The 17,555-nt window shown below is 65.4% G+C and carries 15 protein-coding genes; 4 read left to right on the top strand and 11 right to left on the bottom strand.

The window, feature by feature from the left end:
- The first annotated feature begins 37 nt into the window (after positions 1-37).
- Positions 38-1,645, top strand: coding sequence for a thiamine pyrophosphate-binding protein (locus tag TZ53_RS05100; protein WP_044660639.1), 1,608 nt, complete (start codon positions 38-40; stop codon positions 1,643-1,645).
- A 139-nt stretch (positions 1,646-1,784) separates the two neighbouring features.
- On the opposite strand, the gene TZ53_RS05095 is transcribed toward TZ53_RS05100, so the two are convergent.
- A complete protein-coding gene (locus TZ53_RS05095; protein ID WP_044660638.1) occupies positions 1,785-2,534 on the bottom strand; it encodes an SDR family NAD(P)-dependent oxidoreductase in 750 nt (249 codons plus the stop codon).
- Between the two features lie 123 nt (positions 2,535-2,657).
- On the opposite strand from TZ53_RS05095, the gene TZ53_RS05090 reads away from it, so the two are divergent.
- The gene (locus TZ53_RS05090) at positions 2,658-3,044 is read left to right on the top strand and encodes a carboxymuconolactone decarboxylase family protein (protein ID WP_044660637.1); all 387 of its coding nucleotides are present in this window, start codon (positions 2,658-2,660) and stop codon (positions 3,042-3,044) included.
- 182 nt (positions 3,045-3,226) lie between these two features.
- On the opposite strand, the gene TZ53_RS05085 is transcribed toward TZ53_RS05090, so the two are convergent.
- The 5 genes from TZ53_RS05085 to TZ53_RS05065 form a co-directional block, all read right to left on the bottom strand.
- Entirely contained in the window at positions 3,227-4,204 is a 978-nt protein-coding gene (locus tag TZ53_RS05085) for a LacI family DNA-binding transcriptional regulator (protein WP_044662865.1), read from the bottom strand.
- Positions 4,205-4,379: 175 nt separating this feature from the next.
- Entirely contained in the window at positions 4,380-5,318 is a 939-nt protein-coding gene (locus tag TZ53_RS05080) for a DUF6282 family protein (RefSeq protein ID WP_025551921.1), read from the bottom strand.
- A 16-nt stretch (positions 5,319-5,334) separates the two neighbouring features.
- Positions 5,335-6,093: an HpcH/HpaI aldolase family protein gene (locus TZ53_RS05075; protein WP_238320118.1), complete on the bottom strand. Its 759-nt coding sequence runs from the start codon at positions 6,091-6,093 to the stop codon at positions 5,335-5,337.
- 28 nt (positions 6,094-6,121) lie between these two features.
- Positions 6,122-7,024 (bottom strand): hypothetical protein, encoded by a 903-nt coding sequence (locus TZ53_RS05070; RefSeq protein ID WP_044660635.1) that lies wholly within the window; start codon positions 7,022-7,024, stop codon positions 6,122-6,124.
- A gap of 29 nt (positions 7,025-7,053) precedes the next feature.
- Entirely contained in the window at positions 7,054-9,984 is a 2,931-nt protein-coding gene (locus TZ53_RS05065) for a TonB-dependent receptor plug domain-containing protein (RefSeq protein WP_025551926.1), read from the bottom strand.
- 548 nt (positions 9,985-10,532) lie between these two features.
- On the opposite strand from TZ53_RS05065, the gene TZ53_RS05060 reads away from it, so the two are divergent.
- Entirely contained in the window at positions 10,533-11,909 is a 1,377-nt protein-coding gene (locus TZ53_RS05060) for an MFS transporter (RefSeq protein WP_044660634.1), read from the top strand.
- A gap of 109 nt (positions 11,910-12,018) precedes the next feature.
- Here TZ53_RS05060 and TZ53_RS05055 read toward each other — a convergent pair whose 3' ends face one another.
- A complete protein-coding gene (locus TZ53_RS05055; RefSeq protein WP_044660633.1) occupies positions 12,019-12,945 on the bottom strand; it encodes a 3-keto-5-aminohexanoate cleavage protein in 927 nt (308 codons plus the stop codon).
- Positions 12,946-13,028: 83 nt separating this feature from the next.
- Here TZ53_RS05055 and TZ53_RS05050 point away from each other — a divergent pair, with 83 nt between their 5' ends.
- Entirely contained in the window at positions 13,029-13,484 is a 456-nt protein-coding gene (locus TZ53_RS05050; RefSeq protein WP_044660632.1) for a PaaI family thioesterase, read from the top strand.
- Here TZ53_RS05050 and TZ53_RS05045 read toward each other — a convergent pair.
- From TZ53_RS05045 to TZ53_RS05030, 4 genes are read right to left on the bottom strand one after another with little or no spacing between them, the layout of a single operon-like run.
- Positions 13,472-14,284 carry an amidohydrolase family protein gene (locus tag TZ53_RS05045; protein WP_044660631.1) on the bottom strand — a complete coding sequence of 271 codons (813 nt, stop codon included), beginning with the start codon at positions 14,282-14,284 and terminating at the stop codon, positions 13,472-13,474. The two genes, TZ53_RS05050 and TZ53_RS05045, sit on opposite strands and share 13 nt — an antisense overlap.
- The gene (locus TZ53_RS05040; protein ID WP_044660630.1) at positions 14,274-15,188 is read right to left on the bottom strand and encodes an amidohydrolase family protein; all 915 of its coding nucleotides are present in this window, start codon (positions 15,186-15,188) and stop codon (positions 14,274-14,276) included. Before TZ53_RS05040 ends, TZ53_RS05045 begins: the two co-directional genes overlap by 11 nt.
- A 20-nt stretch (positions 15,189-15,208) precedes the next feature.
- Entirely contained in the window at positions 15,209-16,162 is a 954-nt protein-coding gene (locus tag TZ53_RS05035) for an alpha/beta hydrolase (protein WP_044660629.1), read from the bottom strand.
- Positions 16,162-17,535 carry an MFS transporter gene (locus TZ53_RS05030; protein WP_025551181.1) on the bottom strand — a complete coding sequence of 458 codons (1,374 nt, stop codon included), beginning with the start codon at positions 17,533-17,535 and terminating at the stop codon, positions 16,162-16,164. The genes TZ53_RS05035 and TZ53_RS05030 overlap by 1 nt, the downstream gene beginning before the upstream one ends.
- Between the last annotated feature and the right edge of the window lie 20 nt (positions 17,536-17,555).

Raw genomic sequence — 17,555 nt, 5'->3', positions numbered from 1 at the left:
CCGATCTGGCAGGGCATGCGCCCGGAAGGAAGACAGAATGACCGTTGGAACGGTAAGCGAGGCCATTGTCGCCCGCCTCGCGGAAAAGGGCGTGCGCTTCATCTTCGGCGTGCCGGGGGGCGAGTGCAATCTGGACTTCATCGCCGCGGCGGAGAAGCAGGGCATGCGCTTCATCCTGACGCGGACGGAGACGTCGGCGGCGATGATGGCCTGCGTCACCGCCGAAATCACCGGAGCGCCCGGCGTGGCGATGACGACGCGGGGGCCGGGCCTTGCCGCCGCCGCCAATGGCGTCGCCTATTCCGATCTGGATCGTGCCGCGATGCTGCTGATCGCGGACGGCTATGAAGACGATCAGGCCTATATCAGCCATCAGCGGATCGACCAGACGGCGATATTGGCGCCGATGCTGCGCGCTTCCTCCAACCTGCGGAACGGCGATCCCATGGCGGAGGTCGACCGGCTGATCGACGCCGCCATGGGCAATCCGCCGGGCCCGGCCTATCTGGAGGTCGCCGGTTCCTTCATCCGCCGCCGGGCCGAAGCGGCGCCTGCCCCCCTTTCCGCGACCCGCCTTCCCGCGCCGGGCCCATCCGCGCTGGCGGAGGCGAAGAGGCTGGTCGCCGCGGCCCGCCGACCCATCCTGCTGGCAGGGCTTCAGGCGCGGTCTCCGGATGGAACCGCCGCCTTGCGCGCCTTTGTCGCGGCGACCGGCTGTCCCGTCCTCACCACCTACAAGGCGAAGGGGGTGGTGTCGGAAAATGCGCCGCTCGGGCTGGGCCTCTACGCCAATGGCGTGCCCGAACAGCCGTTGATCGGGTCGGCCGACCTCATCATCCTCTACGGCTTCGATCCGGTCGAGGGACCGCCGCAGCCCTGGCGCTATGGTGCTGTCCCGACGGTCGAACTCACCAACCACGCCTATGAGCATCCGCTGTTCGCGCCGACCGCATCCGTGATGGGCGACATAGCCGCTTCCATCGCCGCCCTGCACGATGCGACGGACAGCAGCGGGTGGGAGCCGGGAGAGCTGGCGCGGCGCAAGGAAGCATTATGGGCGGCGGCGCAGATTTTCGGCGGCAGCGGCATTTCCCCGGCGGCGCTGGTCCGCGCGGCGCGTCAGGCGGTGCCGGGGGACAGCCGCATCACCATCGACGCGGGCGCGCATATGCTGCCGGTGCTGCATATGTGGCGGTGCGACGAACCCAACCAGTCCCTGATCTCGCGAGGGCTTTCGACCATGGGCTTCGCCATTCCCGCGGCCATCGCCGCCAGCCTGGCCGATCCGGGCCGCACCACCGTGGCCTTCACGGGGGACGGCGGCGCGATGATGTGCCTGGGCGAACTGGGCACCGCCGTGCAGAGCGGCGCGAAGCCTATCGTCGTCCTGTTCAACGACTCCTGCCTGACATTGATCGGGGCCAAGCAGCGGCGGCGGCAACTGGCTCCGGCGGGGGTGGATTTTTCCCACACCGATTTTGCGCAGGTGGCCGCCGGTTTCGGCTGGCACGCCCGCCGGGTCGATGAGGAAGGCGGGCTGGCCGAAGCCTTCGCCGATGCGCTGGCGAGCGGGCGTCCGGCGCTGATCGATGTGACGATCGATCCGGCGACCTATGACGATCAGATTCTGGCTATTCGGGGGTAGGAACCGGGCGGTTCGGGTGGGGGCGTGCCTCTAAAGGCTTGGTTTTCCTTTGGGGCACGCGCCCACCCCTCGATCCCCTCCCCTGAAAAGGAGGGGAAGAGCCGACATCGGGGCTGCGATCTGGCCGGATGGCCTCTTCTCACCCGGCCAGATAAGCGCCGTCCACCGGGATGATCGCCCCCGAAACATAGCGCGCCGCGTCCGAGGCGAGATAGACCGCCGTTCCTGCGATCTCGTCCGGCTGTCCCTGGCGGCGCAGCGGCGTCCTTGCGAGGATGGCGGCTTCGCGGTCGGCCGTCTTTTCCCGGTCCGGAACCAGCGTGGTTTCGATGAAGCCGGGGGCGATGGCGTTGACCCTGATCCCCTCCCCGCCCCATTCGACTGCCAGCGCCCGGGTCAATTGCATCACCGCGCCCTTGGACGCGGCATAGGCCGCCGCATTGGGCGCAGCGACGAAGGAGCGGATGGAGGCGAGGTTGATCACCGCCCCCCGGGTGGCGCGAAGCTGCGGATGGAAGGCCCGGCACATGTTGAACGGGCCGCCGACATTGATCGCCAGCGTGCGGTCCCATTTTTCCCGCGCGCCCGGCTCATCGATGCGGCCGGGATAGATCACCCCGGCATTGTTCACCAATATGGAGACCGGGCCGACATCCCGCTCCAGCCGCGCCGCCAGCGTTTCGCATGCAGCGGCATCGGAAACGTCCAGGCCGAAGGCGGTGGCCTGGCCGCCTGCGCCGGCGATGGCCCGCGCCGCTTCGGCGGCTTCCCCCTCCTGCACGTCGGTCAGCACGACATGGGCGCCCGCTTCGGCCAGCCCCTGTGCAATCGCCCGTCCAATGCCGCGCGCCGCGCCGGTCACAACGGCAATCCTCCCATCCAGCCGCATCCTCGATCCTTCCTGAAAAATAGGGCTTATGTCGTGATTTTTATGGTTGTTACCGGTATCGCATCCGCATAGTCTTTCGGCAAGCCCGAATAGCGGTTCAAACCATCGGCAGAGGAGATCATCATGGCAACGGAAGATTATGAGCGCGGACTGGCGTTGCGCAAGGAAGTGCTGGGGGCCGACTATGTCGAACGGTCCTTCGCCAATGCCGACGATTTCAGCCGCCCCATGCAGCAATTGTCGACCGAATATTGCTGGGGCAGGATATGGTGCCGGGAGGGATTGTCCAGGCGCGACCGCAGCCTGCTCAACATCGGCATGATCAGCGCGCTCAATCGGCCCCACGAGCTGAAACTGCATGTGAAGGCGGCGCTGACCAACGGCCTGTCCCGCGATGAGATACGCGAAGCATTGCTTCAGGTGGCCATTTATTGCGGCGTGCCTGCGGGGCTGGATTCGACGCGGATCGCGCGGGAAGCCTTTGCGGAAGTGGATCAGGCGGCGGAGTGAGGCGCGGGAATTCAGCCGGACCCTGGTGAAAGGTTCGCGATCCGCCCCTGAAATATCGTGCAAAAAAGCCTGTCCTGGGCCTGTCGAAGGATGGGGCCGGTTTGCTGCCTGAAAGGATGCGGCAACGGAAAACCCGAGCGTGCGCTCTGGAGCAGATCCGATCCGGCTGCTTGGAAAACCCTCTAGGAACTGGCGCGCTGGACGATTTCGAAGCCCAGGTCGATGGTCGTCACCGGCATGGTGCGTTCCTCGATCCGGTCGAGGATCATCTGCGCGCTGCGCCGGCCGATCTCATATCGGGGCAGGCGCAGCGAGGTGATCGCCGGGCTGACGTGGCGCATCAGGTCGAGATCGTCGAAGCTGGCGATGGCGAGCCGGCCGGGCACCGCCCATCCCCGCCTGTCGCATTCCAGCAGCGCGCCGACGGCCAGCACGTCGCCCGCGCAGAACAGCGCGTCGGCGTCCGGCACATTCGCATCGATATAGGAAATGGCCTCCGTCCCGCCGCCGAAACCGCGGGAGACGGCGACCACATGCTTGCGGTCGGATTTCTGCCCGATCTCCGCCAGGGCGTCCTGAAAGCCGCGCTGGCGTTCGGCGGCGCGGGGATTGGCGGCCAGCCCGGCGAAGACGATCCGCCTGTAGCCGAGCCGCGCCAGGTGCAGCGTCATCGCCTTGGCGGCGGCGCGGTTGGAATAGCTGACGACCATGTCGACCGGATCGACCGGGAAATCGCCATTTTCCACCACCGGCGTGTCCGACGCCTTCAGCATCCTGACCGCCGTGGGCGAATGGTTGCTCGAATGCAGGATCAGCCCACCCACGCGCTGCGCCAGGAAGGCGGCGATCACCTGCTCCTCATCCTCCGGATCGTCGGAGCTTTCCGCCACCATCAGATGATAGCCGAGCGGACGAAGCACGTCCGATATGCCCTTCACCGTCTGGGAGAAGATGGAGTTTTCCAGGCTGGGCAGGACGAGGCCGATGACGTTGGAGCGGCGCGACGACAGGCTGCGCGCCAGATGGTTGTGGACATAGCCCAGTTCCTGCACCGCCTCCAGCACGCGATTGCGCAGCGTTTCATTGACGGATTCCGGGCTGTTCAGCGCACGCGACACCGTCATGCGGGAGACCTGCGCGCGTTCCGCGACGTCGCGCATCCGGATCGTCCCATTGGCTTTCTTCGATACCGGCAAGTGGCTCCTCGTTTCGCATCGTTTCATGCGGAGGGATGCACTCCGCAGATGGAAGCTCGTTACCGTAACTTGGCGGGGCGTGCCATGATAATCTGACGGCGTGCGCGGTCCCCCGCGCCGCGCAGGCCGTCAGTCCCCTTCAATCCTCCAGGCCCAGCAGCCGCAGCGCGTTGGTCGAGATCATCTTGCGGATGTCCTCGTCCGAATAGCCAAGGCCGATGCAGTTGCGGATCACGCCCCGGAAGCCGTCGACCGGGCGGTCGTTGCCCACCTGCCCCAGGTCGGACGCCAATATGGTGCGGTCCACCGTGCCGGCCCTGATCAGCGCGTCCAGCTCCTCTGGCGGGAACATCGCCTGTTCGCGGCCGATCATCTGGATGAACATGCACAGCGAATGTTCGATATAGGCGCCCATCGTCACCAACTGCCTGATGTCGTCCAGCGAGGCGCCGATGATGAAGGTGGGATGGTTCACCAGCAGCCGCTTGACGCCGCGCTTCCGCGCTTCCTCGAACACCGGGAAGATTTCGGAGATATGGAGGTGGCCGCCGGACAGGATCACGTCATGTTCCGCGATGATGTCGAGTATCTCCTTCACCTCGTCCTTCAGCGCGCCGTTGGCGTCGAGCGGCGTCAGCGGATCGGGCGGCAGCAGCGGCTTGCTGGTGTGGGGGAAGCCCTTTTTCCGCTTCTGGTCCGCCTCGACATGGTTCTTCGAGGCGAAGGTCGGCATCCACACCAGCCGGGCGCCCAGGGCGATGCCGTGATCGACGGCATATTTGTTGAAGCCGCCGGTCGTGTTGTTGAGCGGCACGCCCGAAAACAACTGCACCTTCAAATGGCCGTGCGTTCGGTTGAGCAGTTCGGTGATCGGCGTGGCGGAATAATAATGATCCTTGATCAGCATGGCGCGGAAGCCCGCGTCCGCCGCATCCTGCAACGCCTCCATATGGTCGAGCGACCGGGGCATGACCGACGGGCCGCTATGGCAATGCATGTCGACCGCGCCGACCAGCAGGCTGGAAATCCGATCCTCCAACGCCTGATCCGCGACATTTTCGTCCAATAGTGAAACCATGTTCGCCTCTTTGCTTTCAGCGCCCCAACGCATTTCTCGTGTCGTCCATCAATCTGCGCGCCGCATGCGCGAACAGGGTCGTGTCGGCGCTGATCATGACGAAGGAATAGCCTGCCTCGCGGCAGCGCACCGCTTCCTCCGGCGTCTGCACGGCGGTGCCGCAGGGCACGCCCTTCGCCCTGGCGGCCGCCAGCACCTTCGCCTCCAGCCCGCGCAGGGTCGGGTGCGATCCGGGCAGGCCCGAACTCAGCGCCAGATCCCCGAAGCCGATGAACACGGCATTGAGCGCGGGGGCGGCCAATATGCCGTCGATCTGCTCCAATGCGCCCATATCCTCGATCTGCACGCCGCGCATGACATGGTTGCGCCCCCGCTCCAGATAGTCGGCCGCGCTGTCCAGCCCCCAGCGGGCCGCCCGCGAGGTATAGCCCATGCCCCGCGACCCCAGTGGCGGGAAGGCCATGGCCGCCGTCACGTCCGCCGCGATCTCCGGCGTCTCCACCCGGGGGACCAGCAGCCCGTCTATGCCCGCGTCGAGCAGCCTCTGGACCGCGCCGCCGCTGCGGTCCGGCAGGCGGGCCATGGCATAAAGCCCCACCGCCTGCGCCGTGGCGATGGCCTGATAAGCCGACTGGAAGCTGTGCGGCGCATGTTCCATGTCCACCACGGCGAAGTCGAAACCGGCATGGCCGATCAGTTCGACCGTCTCCAACGAGGGAATCTTCGCCCAGGTGCCGACAAGGAATGCGTCCTTCGCCTTCAACCGATCGATCAAGCTTGGTTTGCGATCCAAAATATCCCTCCTATTGCGCCGGCATCGGATAGTCGCTCTCGTTCAGCACCCATCCGGGCTTCAGCGAGAAGTCGAGGCGCGGCGGCGCGAAGATGTCGACCAGTTGATTGACGTCGGAATGCCAGGTGGAGGTGTGGATCACCTGCGCCGGGATCACCGTCACCGATGGCGAGTCCACCGTGGCATGGACATCGTCATGCCATTTGTTCATGTCCACGGCCCAGGGCCAGCGCATATGGTGCCGCCATTCCCCCTCCAGCGCGAGCGAACATTGTTCGAAATCGTCATGATGGTGCGGCGACACCCTGGTGAGATCGCGCGGCCCCTTCTGCCTGTTGGGGATGTTGAGCATGATCGTGGTGCAACGCCAGATGCGGCCGAACCGGCCGCCTTCGACCGGCACGTCGAGCGAATAGTGGCGGACCCTGTACCCGTCGGGCGGTTCCGGCCATGGCCGGAAGGGCGGGATGTTCGCATGCCGATCCGCATAGGCGTCCGCATTGGGGCATTTCGCCACCAGATCGGGCGACTGGGCGGAGAAGATGCGGACGACGCGCCCGCCCTTCTCCAGCACCAGCCGGCTGTCCCCCGGAGGCATGACGAACAGCGCATATCCCCCGCTCCGTTCGGTCCGGTCCCCTGCGGCGGCGATGGCGGGGGTGTCTTCATCGGGCAGCAGGACCATATATTCGTCCGCCTGCCCGGTCCGTTCGAAGATCGCGCCGGGCAGCGCCTCGCTATAGGCGATGACGAAATTCTGCCCCCGCACATACCAGCTTTTGCCGCGGGCATCCTCCTCCACCGGCGGATCGCGGTAGAACAGGCCATATTCCGCGTCGTAGAGCCGGTCCACCGGCGCGGCCCCGGCGGGCGAGCCAGCCAGTGTCGAACGAAGGTCGGTCTTGTCGTACATCGATTACCTCCAGTACCCGCCCCATATCGTCACCACCGCGTCCGCACCCCGATCTTGAAGAAACGCCCGATCGGATCGAAATGCAACGGATTGCCGATCAGCCGCAGTTCCTCCGGCTGGTCCTTGTCGAAGACATTGTTCACCGTGGCGAAAATCTCGAAGGACTCGTTGACCTTCAGCGTTCCCGTCATGTCGAGATAGAAGCGCGAGGAAATATGGTTCTCGCTGATGCTGTTGGGATCGTTGATGTCATAGCCGTCCTGTTCCGGCCCGATCTTGGTCGGGTCCAGCAGGGCGCGGGGAATGTAGCGCCCGTGGAAGGTCATGGACCAGGTCGGCCGCGAATAGGTGATCACCCCGTCCAGTTTCCAGCGCGGCACGCCCTGGATGTTCGTCACCGATCCGGCATTGCCGGTCCAGTTGTCGAGCTGGGTCTTCACCCCGGTCGCGTCGATGGTCGACAGGTCGATCACATAATTGCCGTTGACCTGGAAATTGAAGTTCCCGCCCAGAGCCGGCACCTGGAAGTCGGAGACGAGTTCCAGACCCTCCGCATGCAGCTTGCTGAGGTTCTGGAAATTGGAGAAGACGGTGTTGATCGACCCGTTCGGATTGAACTGGATCAGGTTGCAGAGCAGGTTCTTCTGCTTGCAGGCATTGGCGATCGCGGTGCCGGTCAGGGAGTCGATCGCGCCTTCCACCTTGATGTCATAATAGTCGATCGACAGGTTGAAGTTGCGGATGAAGGACGGCCTCAGCACCACGCCGGCGGTGAAGGTGTCGCCCTTTTCCAGGTTCAGCCCCGGATTGCCGCCCGTCACCACGAACTGGCTGGTCGTGCCGCCGACGAACGGATCGGGCAGCGGGAGCTGGATCGTCGTGGCGTTGGGGCTGGATTCGCGGGCGGATGGCGCCCGGATGTCGCGCGAGCGTGTCACGCGGAAGGTGATGTCGTCGATGGGGCGGTAGACCGCGCCCAGCTTCCAGGTGGTGGCGTCGCCGAAGGGATCGTAATGCGTCTGGCGGATCGCCCCGTCGACATCGAGCGAGCGCCCGAGCGGAGAGTCCTTGAGCAGCGGGACGGCGACTTCCAGATAGCCTTCGACCACGCTGGTCTTCGTGAAGGGAAGCGCCGAGCCGTTGGCGGCGATGAACCGTCCCGCGGCCGTATTCGGATCGACCTCTCCCTCCGCCGTGTCGCGGCGCCATTCGCCGCCCAGCGCGAGTTTCACGTCGCCGGCCCAGGTGGAGAAGAGCGAGCCGCGCAGGTTGACGGCGGCGGCGTGCTGTTCGAACCGGCGGGTCTGCCATTCGGGCACGATATAGCGGTCGATGGCCGCCTGGCTGATATTGCCGAAGCCGAACAGGTTGATCGGTATGCAGCCATTGGCCGGGTTGGCGATGGTGGACCGGCAGATCGGCGTGCCCGCCGCTATGCCCGGCAACCCGGCGGGCGCAGACACCACGTCCAGCGCATTGTTCCATTCGGCCAGGCGGTTGTTGTCGGCGCCGACCCGGCTGTCGACGCGGCCATAGGTGTAATAGGCGTCCCAATCCCACTGGTCGGACAATTGTCCCTTGAGAGCGAAAGCGCCGCGATAGGTGTCCACCTTGCTCGTCGCCTTGGACAGGCTGCCCAGCGCCCAGCTTGAGGAATTGATGACCAGATGGGTGATCGCCGGATCGGCGGCGAGGATGGTCGCGCGGGTGGCATCGGACACATAGGGATTGTTGATATTGATCGCGACACCTGCGTCGAGCGGCGCGGAACGCGCGGTCGGACCGCCCGTGACCTTCGAATACATGAATTCGACCGAGGCCGTGATGGAATCCGTCAGTTCATAATCGGCATGCACCGTCCCCGACACATGCTTGGTCGGCACCATCAGCGGCAGCGGACTGAGGCCCAGCGCATAGGGCTGCGTCGGGTCGTCGAGCTGCTGCAATATGCCGCTCAGATAATTGCCGAACTGATAGGGGACCAGATTGCCGTTGGAATCGAACTGCTTGCCGCGCAACGCATTGGGCAGGGAGGTGGCGCCGGTGTTCAGCACCTGCTGACCCAGGGTGATCGTGCCGCCCGTGCCATTGGGCTTGCGCGCGCCGACGACGATGCCGTTCTCATTATAGACGAAGGACGTGCCCTGAAGGACCAGCGTGGCCGGAAGGCCGTTGGTGCTGGTCCGGGTGGCGGTGTTATAGCCGGGATTGGGCACATAATTGGTGTAGCGCGTGCACCAGCTCCGTTCCTCGCACGGGCCGATGCCGCCTTCCCTTGCATATTCGATCGCCGCGACGACATGCCCGCGCCCGCCCGCGAAATCCGTGCCGCCCGCCGCGCCGACGAACAGGCTGGAGGCGTCGCCCCGCTGGCTGATGCCATAGCTGGCATTCGCCTTGAAGCCGTTGAGCTTCGTATCGAGGATCAGGTTCACGACGCCCGACACGGCGTTCGCGCCATAGGCCGCCGATGCGCCGCCGGTCACCACTTCGGTCCGCTGGATCAGCATGGACGGGACGCCGTTGATGTCGACCGTGCCGTCATCCGCGCTGGGCACGAAGCGGCGGCCATCCACCAGCGTCAGCGTCCGCGTGGCGCCCAGCCCGCGCAGGTCGAGCGTGCGGGCGCCGATATTGCCGGACACGCGGAAAAAGGTCGAAGCCGGCGTATTGATGGGGCGGAAGGACGGAATCTGGTTCAGCGCATCCGCCACATTGTCGATCGCCAGTTGCTGAAGCCTCTCTTCCCCCACGACATTGACCGGCGTCGGCGCGTCATAGCCCTTGCGGCCGACGCGCGAACCGGTGACGACGATGTCCGCATCGCTGACGCCTGCGGCGGCGTCCGACTGCGCCTGCGGAGGATTGTCCTGCGCCATGGCCGGCGACAGCGCCGCAATGGTCGCGCATGTCAGCGCGAAGGCCGAGCTGCGGCAAAGCAATGCACCCTGCAAGTTCATTTCACCCCTCCTCCTCTTATTTTTCCTGCCAGGCGACGTCTCAACGGTGGCGGAATATGTGTTACCGGTATCTCAGAGACGGGGCGCTGTCAAATGGCGCCGGATCGGAAATTTGCGATGCCGGCGGGTCTGGCGCAGGACAGCAGCCATGATTTCGGGCCCTGGCTGCCTGTTCAGGCAAGGAAAAGCGCCTCTTCACTATGCCGCATGTTCGGGGCCCATGATCAGAGCATAATTTGTGGATATAGCATAGGACGAGATTTTTTGCTGAACCGGCGAAGCTGCGGGCGTTGCGTCGTTCCGGCGCGCCTACGGGTGGGGAATCCGCGCTCCATCAGCCTGAATGGACGGAAATTCGGGGCAGGAACAGGGACGGCGGCGCTTCTTCCGCCGCGCTTCCGCGACCATCGCGACAAAGCCGCGCGCCTGCATGCTTGGAATGTTGAGACCGGTATCATTGCGCCCGGCTTTCCGGAAGGCTAAGACGCTTCAACAAGCAGGGGCGGGAAACCGCTTCGTTTCCGATCGTAAAGGGAGAGGATCGCAAGATGGACAGCCTGACCGCTGCTCATGCCGACAGGACGGCCGCCAGTCCGCTGGAACTGCGCGTGGGGGACGCGCTCGACAATCTCCGCACCTTTCGCGTCGGCATCTTGGCGCCCTTGCTGATGGGCTTCATCATGCTGTTCGATTCCTGGGACAGCATCGCCATCGCCTATGTCATGCCGTCGCTGTCGCGCGAATGGGGGCTGCATCCCGCGATGATGGGCGCGCTCATCTCCTCGGGATATATCGGCCAGTTCCTGGGCGCCATAGCCCTGGGATCGCTTGCCGAACGGTTCGGGCGCATGCCGGTGTTCGTCGGATCGGTCCTGGCGATGGCGACGCTGGCGATCGCCTGCACGGTGGCGCCGGGGCCGGAGGCGCTGCTGGCGATCCGCTTCGTCCAGGGACTGGCGATCGGCGGGGCGTTGCCGGTATCGATCACCTATATCAACGAACTCGCGCCGACGATGACCCGTGGCCGCTACTTCATGATCTTCCAGTGGCTGTGCATGAGCGGCTATGCGGCGGCATCCCTGTCCAGCACGGTCATCATACCGGAACTGGGATGGCGCTGGCTGATCGGGCTGGGCGGCATTCCGCTGCTGCTGCTACCGGTGGTGATGCTGACCCTGCCGGAATCGCCGCGCTGGCTGGCCCGCACCGGCCGCGCCGGGCAGGTTCCGGGCGCGCTGGCGAAGCTGGGGGGCAGGATCGACCTGTCGGACGGCGACCTGCGGCAGGCCGCGCCGCGCCTTCGGGAGCCGGCGAGGATACCGATTTCCGCTCTGTTCGCGCCGCAACAGCGCGCATCGACGATCATCCTGATGAGCATCTGGTTCACGGTCGCCTTCACCAATTTCGGGCTGACAACCTGGGCCCCGTCGATCTTCGTGACGGTTTACGGCATAGCGCTGGCGGACGCCCTGCGCTATGCGGCGGCGACGCCCATATTGTTCCTGCTCGCGACGCCGTTCATCGGTGCGACCATGGATCGGGTGGGGCGGCGGCCCTATGCGATCGGCGGCTGCCTGGCGGCGGGACTGGCCTTGCTGTCGCTCGCCCTCTTCCGCTTCGAGACCGGACCGCTGGTGGCGCTGGTGGTGGTCGGCACGCTGGGCAGCGCGCTCAGTTCCTTCATCCAGTGGCCCTATACGGCGGAGAGCTTCCCCACGCATCTGCGCGCGGTGGGCATGGGCGTTTCCAGTTCGATGGCGCGCGCCGCATCCATGCTGACGCCGCTGTTCGTCGGCGTGATATTGAGCACCGGGGCCGCCATTTCACTGGTCTACAGCGCATTTGCGGCCTTTGCCTTCGGGGCGGCGCTGCTCTGGATCTTCGCCACCACGGAAACGGCGCGGCGGAAGCTGGAGACGATTTAGGCTCAGGGCCCGCATAATCATCTTTCCCGATCGAATCCTGCGTCATGCTGAAACAGGTTCAGCATGACGCTTCTTGGGCCATTACCCGCAGATCAGGGTGAATGGCGGATCAGAGGTTGATATTGGCCCGGCCCTTCAGCCCCAGCATCTGGCGCGCCTCCTCCGCGGTTGCGACTTCCAGGCCCAGCTCGTCCAATATCCGGCGGATCTTGAGCACCTGGTCGGCATTGCTGTTCGCCAGTTGCCCCCGGGAGATGAACAGGCTGTCCTCCAGTCCCACGCGAACGCTCGATCCCATCAGCGCGCCCATGGTGCACACGCCCATCTGGTGCCGTCCAGCGCCGAACAGCGACCAGATATAATCGCTGCCGAACAGCCGGTCGGCGGTCTGGCGCATGAAATAGACGCTGTCGGCGTCGGCGCTCATGCCGCCGGTCACGCCCAGCACCGACTGGATCAGGAAAGGCGGCTTCAGCAGTCCCTTGTCCGCGAAGAAGGCGATATTGTGGAGATGGCCGATCTCGTAGCATTCCATCTCGAACCGGGTGCCGCCCGGACCCAATGTCTCGATGATGTGGCGTATGTCGCGGAAGGTGTTCTTGGCGACCAGATCTTCCGTCGCCTCCAGAAAGGGCTTTTCCCAGTCATATTTGAAGTCGTGGCGGCTCGCCAGTTCCGACAGGTTGATGTTCATGCAGCCCATGTTGAGCGAACAGAGTTCGGGACTGACCTGAACCGCCGCGCGCAGCCTTTCCTCCAACGTCATGCCGGGTCCGCCGCCGGTGCTGATGTTGATCACCGCGTCGGTTTCCGCGTGAAGTTGCGGCAGGAACTGCATGAAGACCTCGGCGGACGGCGTCGGACGGCCGTTTTCGGGATCGCGGGCGTGCAGGTGCAATATCGCCGCGCCCGCCCGGTGGGCCGCGATGCCCTCCTCGGCGATCTTTTCCGGCGCGACCGGCAGGAACGGCGACATGGTCGGCGTATGCATGCTCCCTGTCAGCGCGCAGCTTATGATGACCTTTCCCTTCTTCATATCATTTGCCTTTCCATCATCCTGTCCCTAGAGAAATTGGTACCGGTATCTCACGCCCGCGGCAAGCGACAATGGAGACCCCCATGAGCCCAATCGAACAATCCGCCCCGCCCGGCTGGCGCGTCAAGGAAGGCGCCGACGTCGATCCCTTCCAGCATCTGAACGGTCCCTTCTATATCGCGGACCCCTTCGAACCCGCGGCGGAGGAAGCCGTCCGGCTGGGTTTCCGGGTCGCGCCGCATAATTGCAGCTATTCCGGTTTCGCCCATGGCGGCTGGCTGTCATCCATTCTCGACGTCTGCCTGGGCCAGAACGCGCAGGCGGGCTGTGCCGTTTCCCACGCGCCGACCATATCGCTGTCCGTCGACTTCATGCGGGGCGCGCAACCGGGCGACTGGCTGGAATCCCGTCTCCGCCTGCTGCGCGCGACCCGGTCCCTCGCCTTCTGCGACGGCGTGCTGCTGGGGCCCGATGGTGCTGTCGCGCGCGGCAGCGGCGTCTTCAAGCTTCCCTCCACCCGCTCCGGTCAGGCGAAGTAGAAATCATGGGCGCTGCGATGGATCGCGGCGCGCACCGCCGCGTCGGGCAGCCAATAGCCAAGCTGGTCCAGCGTCTGCCGATGCGTCACCGTCCCTTCCGCCCCCACGAAGGGCGCGTCGCTGCCCCAGAACAGCCGTTCCGTCCCGACCCGCTCGACATAGGCCTGCGCGAACGTGCGGGCTATGTCCTGATCGGGCCGGCGGAAGCCGCCGGACAGCTTCACCCAGGCCATGCCGTCCTGACAGGCCCGGACCGCCGCCTGGAAGCCGAGGCAGTCCAGCCCCTTTTCCGCATCCGGCCAGCCGAAATGGTCGATCACCACCTTGACCCCGCTGGGCCTGAGGCCGTCCAGCACCGATGGCAGACGGTGCGCCTCCACATTCACATGGACATGCATGTCCATGTCGCGCAGCCGGTGGAACAGGCGATTATAGCCGTCGGCAGCGAAATCCGGCAGGTCGGTGTGGAAAAGCTGCAAACGCACCCCCACCACTCCGTCGCGGCGCATGCCCTCCAGATCGTACATCCCGATTTCCGGATCGACGATCACGGTTCCGCGCAGGCGCCTGTGCTGCCGCAGGGCGCGGATGACATAGTCATTATAGGTTCCGAACAGGCTGGCCGCCGCGATCACCGCGAAATCGACACCGCTGGCGTCCAGCGTGTCGAGATAGGTTTCCACCGTATAGGCATAGTCGGGCCTTTTCCACGCCCTGCTCCAGAAGGGCATGGCGGGCCCCCAGATATGGGCGTGCGTGTCGACCCGGACCTCGGCGCTCATCTGGACCTCAGCGCTCATAAAGCCTCTCCGCCGTTTCATAGAGGAAAGCGCGGCGTTCGTCGGGGCCGAGTTGGGCCGCCGCCCTTCGCGCCGCCGCCGCCTTTTCCTCATAGGGCCATTCGCTCTGGCCCAGATCGGAGCCCCACATCAGCCGGTCCGCGCCGAAGACATCCGCCAGCCGCCGGATGAACGCGGCCGGTTCCGCCTTCTGGTCGGCCAGCCGCTCCATGTTGATCTCCGTGAACTTGAAGCTGATATTGGGCAGCCCTTCGAAGATCGAGATGGTATCGGCAATGCCGAAATCCGGCGGCGGCGGCATGCTGCTGTCCAGACCCGCCGCGACATAGCGCGCCTTTTCCGGGTTGGAGAGGGTGTGCGGCGTGCCGATATGATCGACGATGATCTTCAGCGACGGCAGATATTCCGCGATGAACTTCAGGGCCGGCAGCCCCCAGGACAAATGCCTGCGGAAGAAGATGATCGCCACCGGCGTTCCCAGTTCGGCCGCCGTCCGCCAGCATTCCATGGCATTGGGCGAATTCATCCAGGCGGTATCGAAGAATTCGAAATGCGTCTGGGCGAAGCGCAGGCCGCGCACGCCGTGGTTCAACACCATGTCCCGGTATTTGGCGGGCGTTTCGGGGTCCTGCGCGTCCAATATCACCACCGGCACGAAACGGTCGGGATATTTCCTGCCCGAATCGACGATATAGCTGTTGTCATAACCATAGACATGGCCGCGCTGTACAATGCATGCCTTGCCGACGCCATTGCAGTCCATCCGGTCGATCAGCCATTCGGCGGTGGCCGTGTAGTTCATCTGCGTGACATGGGTCGTGCCGCGCATGGGCGACGGCGGATAGGCGACATCGTCATCCGCGATCAGATGCGCATGGGTGTCGAAAATCGGGTCTTCTGCCATATTCAAGCTCTCCTGCTGGCTCAGGCGAACAGCCTTGCGCGCAATTCCTGCGCCATGCCGGACAAGGCCCGGTCGGATGCGCGCATCATTTTCGGCCACATCAAAAAGCCGTGGATCTGGTCGGCATGGCGGATATGCTTCACCGGCACGCCGGCCGCCGCCAGCCGATCCGCATAGGCGTCGCCCTCGCCGCACAGGGGATCGAAACCGCAGGTCAGCACCCATGCCGGTGCAACACCCTCCAGCCGGGGCGCGCGCAGCGGCGACATGCGCCAATCGGCGGGGTCCGCTCCGTTGCGATAGGCCGTGCGGAACCACCGCATCATGTCCGCGGTCAGGCCGAAACCATCGGCATTGCGGCGGTAGGACTCATGCTCCTCCACCAGATCGGTGACGGGATAGATCAATATCTGCGCGCTGAGCGGCAGGCCTTCATCGCGTGCCCATAGCGCGCAGGCGGCCGCGAGATTGCCGCCGGCCGAGTCGCCCCCGACGGCGATCCGTCCTGCGTCGATGCCCAGCGCCGCAGCATCGCGATGGGCATGGCGGAGCGCGGCCATGCAATCCTCCAGCCCCGCGGGAAAGGGATATTCCGGAGCCAGCCGGTAGTCCACCGACAGCATGGCGATGCCGGCCCGCTCCGCCAGCGAGGCGCAGAACCATGCGCCATAGGCGAGGTCGCCGGTCATCCAGCCGCCGCCGTGAAAATAGAGCATGGCGGGCAGAGGCGCATCGTCCGGCACTTGCATGGGCCGGTAGAGCCTGAGGGGAACGGGGCCGCGCGGCCCGTCCGCCCAAAGATCCGCCTCCCGGACGGGCGGCGGCGGCTTTCCCAGCGTTTCCAGCGACGTGCGGATCGCTGCCCGCGCCTCTTCGACGCTCAGAAGATGGAGCGGCGGCCGGCCGCTCGCCTCCATGAGGTCGAGCACAGCGCGGGCGTCGGGGTCCAGCCCGGCTTGCAGGGTGGCCGCCATCAGATCGCGTCCAGCCGCATCCGGGCGGTTTCCCGCGTGGCCGTGACCCACAGGATCAGCGCCCCGGCGGCGCAGAGGCCGAATATGCCGAAGACGATGGCGACCGACGCGCCGCTGGCCAGGATCGCGCCCACCACGACCGGCGTCAGGGTGGATGCGCCGCGCGCCAGCGAACTGCTGAGCCCCAGCGCGACGGCGCGGACATGGGTGGGATAGGTTTCCGCCGTATAGGGCCAGAGGACGATGGAGCCGGTGAAGATCGAGAGCTGACCCGCGATCACCAGCGGCACCAGGATCGCCACGTCCTTCGGCAGGGTGAAGCCCAGCGTCAGCAGCGCGACGGTCGCGATCAGCGATCCGCCGATCGCCAGCGGACGGCGGCCCACGCTGTCGATCACCAGCGCGATGGTCGGCGCGAGGACCAGGAACAGCAGGCTGGCCGTCGCGGAATAGCGCAACGCCGTCGCCACCGGGATATGGAAGACCGACACATAGATGGACGGCAGCCAGGTCGTCAGCCCGAAACTGGCGAAGGAGGTGAAGAACCAGAGCAGCATGACGACGGTCGTGCGGCGGCGGAATTCGGGCGCGAACAATATGGTCGCGGGCAGGCGGGGCGCTGGCCCGGCGGACGGTTCGGACGAACGGAGCGCCTGTGGATCGGCGGCGGCATAGCCGAACTTGCGCAGCGCCTTCGCCGCGTCGTCCGCCCGGCCGCTGCGCACCAGCCAGCGCGGTGATTCCGGGAGCAGCAGCAGCACCACCGGCAGGATCAGCAGGGGAATCGCCCCGAAGGCGAACAGCCAGCGCCATCCGAGATGAGGGATGACGACCGTGCTGGAAAAGGATGCGGCGGCATAGCCCGCCATGGTGATGAACTGGAATATGCCGAAATAGCGGCCGCGCGTGGCGGAGGGCGCGATTTCGTTGATATAGGTGATCGACACCGGCAGCGCGCCGCCGATCGCCACGCCCTGGACGATGCGCAGGGCAAACAGTGCGCCATAGCCCGGCGTCAGCGCGCAGAAGATCGCCAGCAATCCCATCCAGACGACGGAGACCAGGAATACCGGCATACGGCCGAAGCGTTCGGCCAGCGACCCAAGCAGGATCGCCCCGACGAACTGCCCGGCATAGCCGGCCGAGATCAGGCTGCCCGCGGCGACCGGCGTCAGGCCCCATTCGCGGGTGAGCGAGGGCATGACATAGGCGATGGCGATGCTGTCCCATGAATCGAACAGCATGACGAAGCCCAGCAGCAGCGGCGGGACGATCCGCAGCCGGGCGGAGGTGATGCTATCGAGCGCTGCGCCCACCGCCGCTTCCGGGCCGGAACCCGTGCGCACCGCATCGATCGGGGCTCCACCGCTCATCTGATTGCCTCCGGCGCCAT

Origin of the sequence: Sphingobium sp. YBL2 (assembly GCF_000943805.1) — a bacterium.
In the GTDB taxonomy this organism is placed as follows: domain Bacteria; phylum Pseudomonadota; class Alphaproteobacteria; order Sphingomonadales; family Sphingomonadaceae; genus Sphingobium; species Sphingobium fuliginis.
This window is presented reverse-complemented; position numbering and strand designations above follow the sequence as displayed.

Coding starts and splice junctions, on each gene's coding strand:
- TZ53_RS05040 (WP_044660630.1), bottom strand. CDS start 15,188: ATGGCAGAAGACCCGATTTTCGACACCCATGCGCATCTGATCGCGGAT.
- TZ53_RS05095 (WP_044660638.1), bottom strand. CDS start 2,534: ATGCGGCTGGATGGGAGGATTGCCGTTGTGACCGGCGCGGCGCGCGGC.
- TZ53_RS05060 (WP_044660634.1), top strand. CDS start 10,533: ATGGACAGCCTGACCGCTGCTCATGCCGACAGGACGGCCGCCAGTCCG.
- TZ53_RS05030 (WP_025551181.1), bottom strand. CDS start 17,535: ATGAGCGGTGGAGCCCCGATCGATGCGGTGCGCACGGGTTCCGGCCCG.
- TZ53_RS05035 (WP_044660629.1), bottom strand. CDS start 16,162: ATGGCGGCCACCCTGCAAGCCGGGCTGGACCCCGACGCCCGCGCTGTG.
- TZ53_RS05085 (WP_044662865.1), bottom strand. CDS start 4,204: ATGCGCGACGTCGCGGAACGCGCGCAGGTCTCCCGCATGACGGTGTCG.
- TZ53_RS05045 (WP_044660631.1), bottom strand. CDS start 14,284: ATGAGCGCTGAGGTCCAGATGAGCGCCGAGGTCCGGGTCGACACGCAC.
- TZ53_RS05065 (WP_025551926.1), bottom strand. CDS start 9,984: ATGAACTTGCAGGGTGCATTGCTTTGCCGCAGCTCGGCCTTCGCGCTG.
- TZ53_RS05070 (WP_044660635.1), bottom strand. CDS start 7,024: ATGTACGACAAGACCGACCTTCGTTCGACACTGGCTGGCTCGCCCGCC.
- TZ53_RS05100 (WP_044660639.1), top strand. CDS start 38: ATGACCGTTGGAACGGTAAGCGAGGCCATTGTCGCCCGCCTCGCGGAA.
- TZ53_RS05090 (WP_044660637.1), top strand. CDS start 2,658: ATGGCAACGGAAGATTATGAGCGCGGACTGGCGTTGCGCAAGGAAGTG.
- TZ53_RS05080 (WP_025551921.1), bottom strand. CDS start 5,318: ATGGTTTCACTATTGGACGAAAATGTCGCGGATCAGGCGTTGGAGGAT.
- TZ53_RS05055 (WP_044660633.1), bottom strand. CDS start 12,945: ATGAAGAAGGGAAAGGTCATCATAAGCTGCGCGCTGACAGGGAGCATG.
- TZ53_RS05050 (WP_044660632.1), top strand. CDS start 13,029: ATGAGCCCAATCGAACAATCCGCCCCGCCCGGCTGGCGCGTCAAGGAA.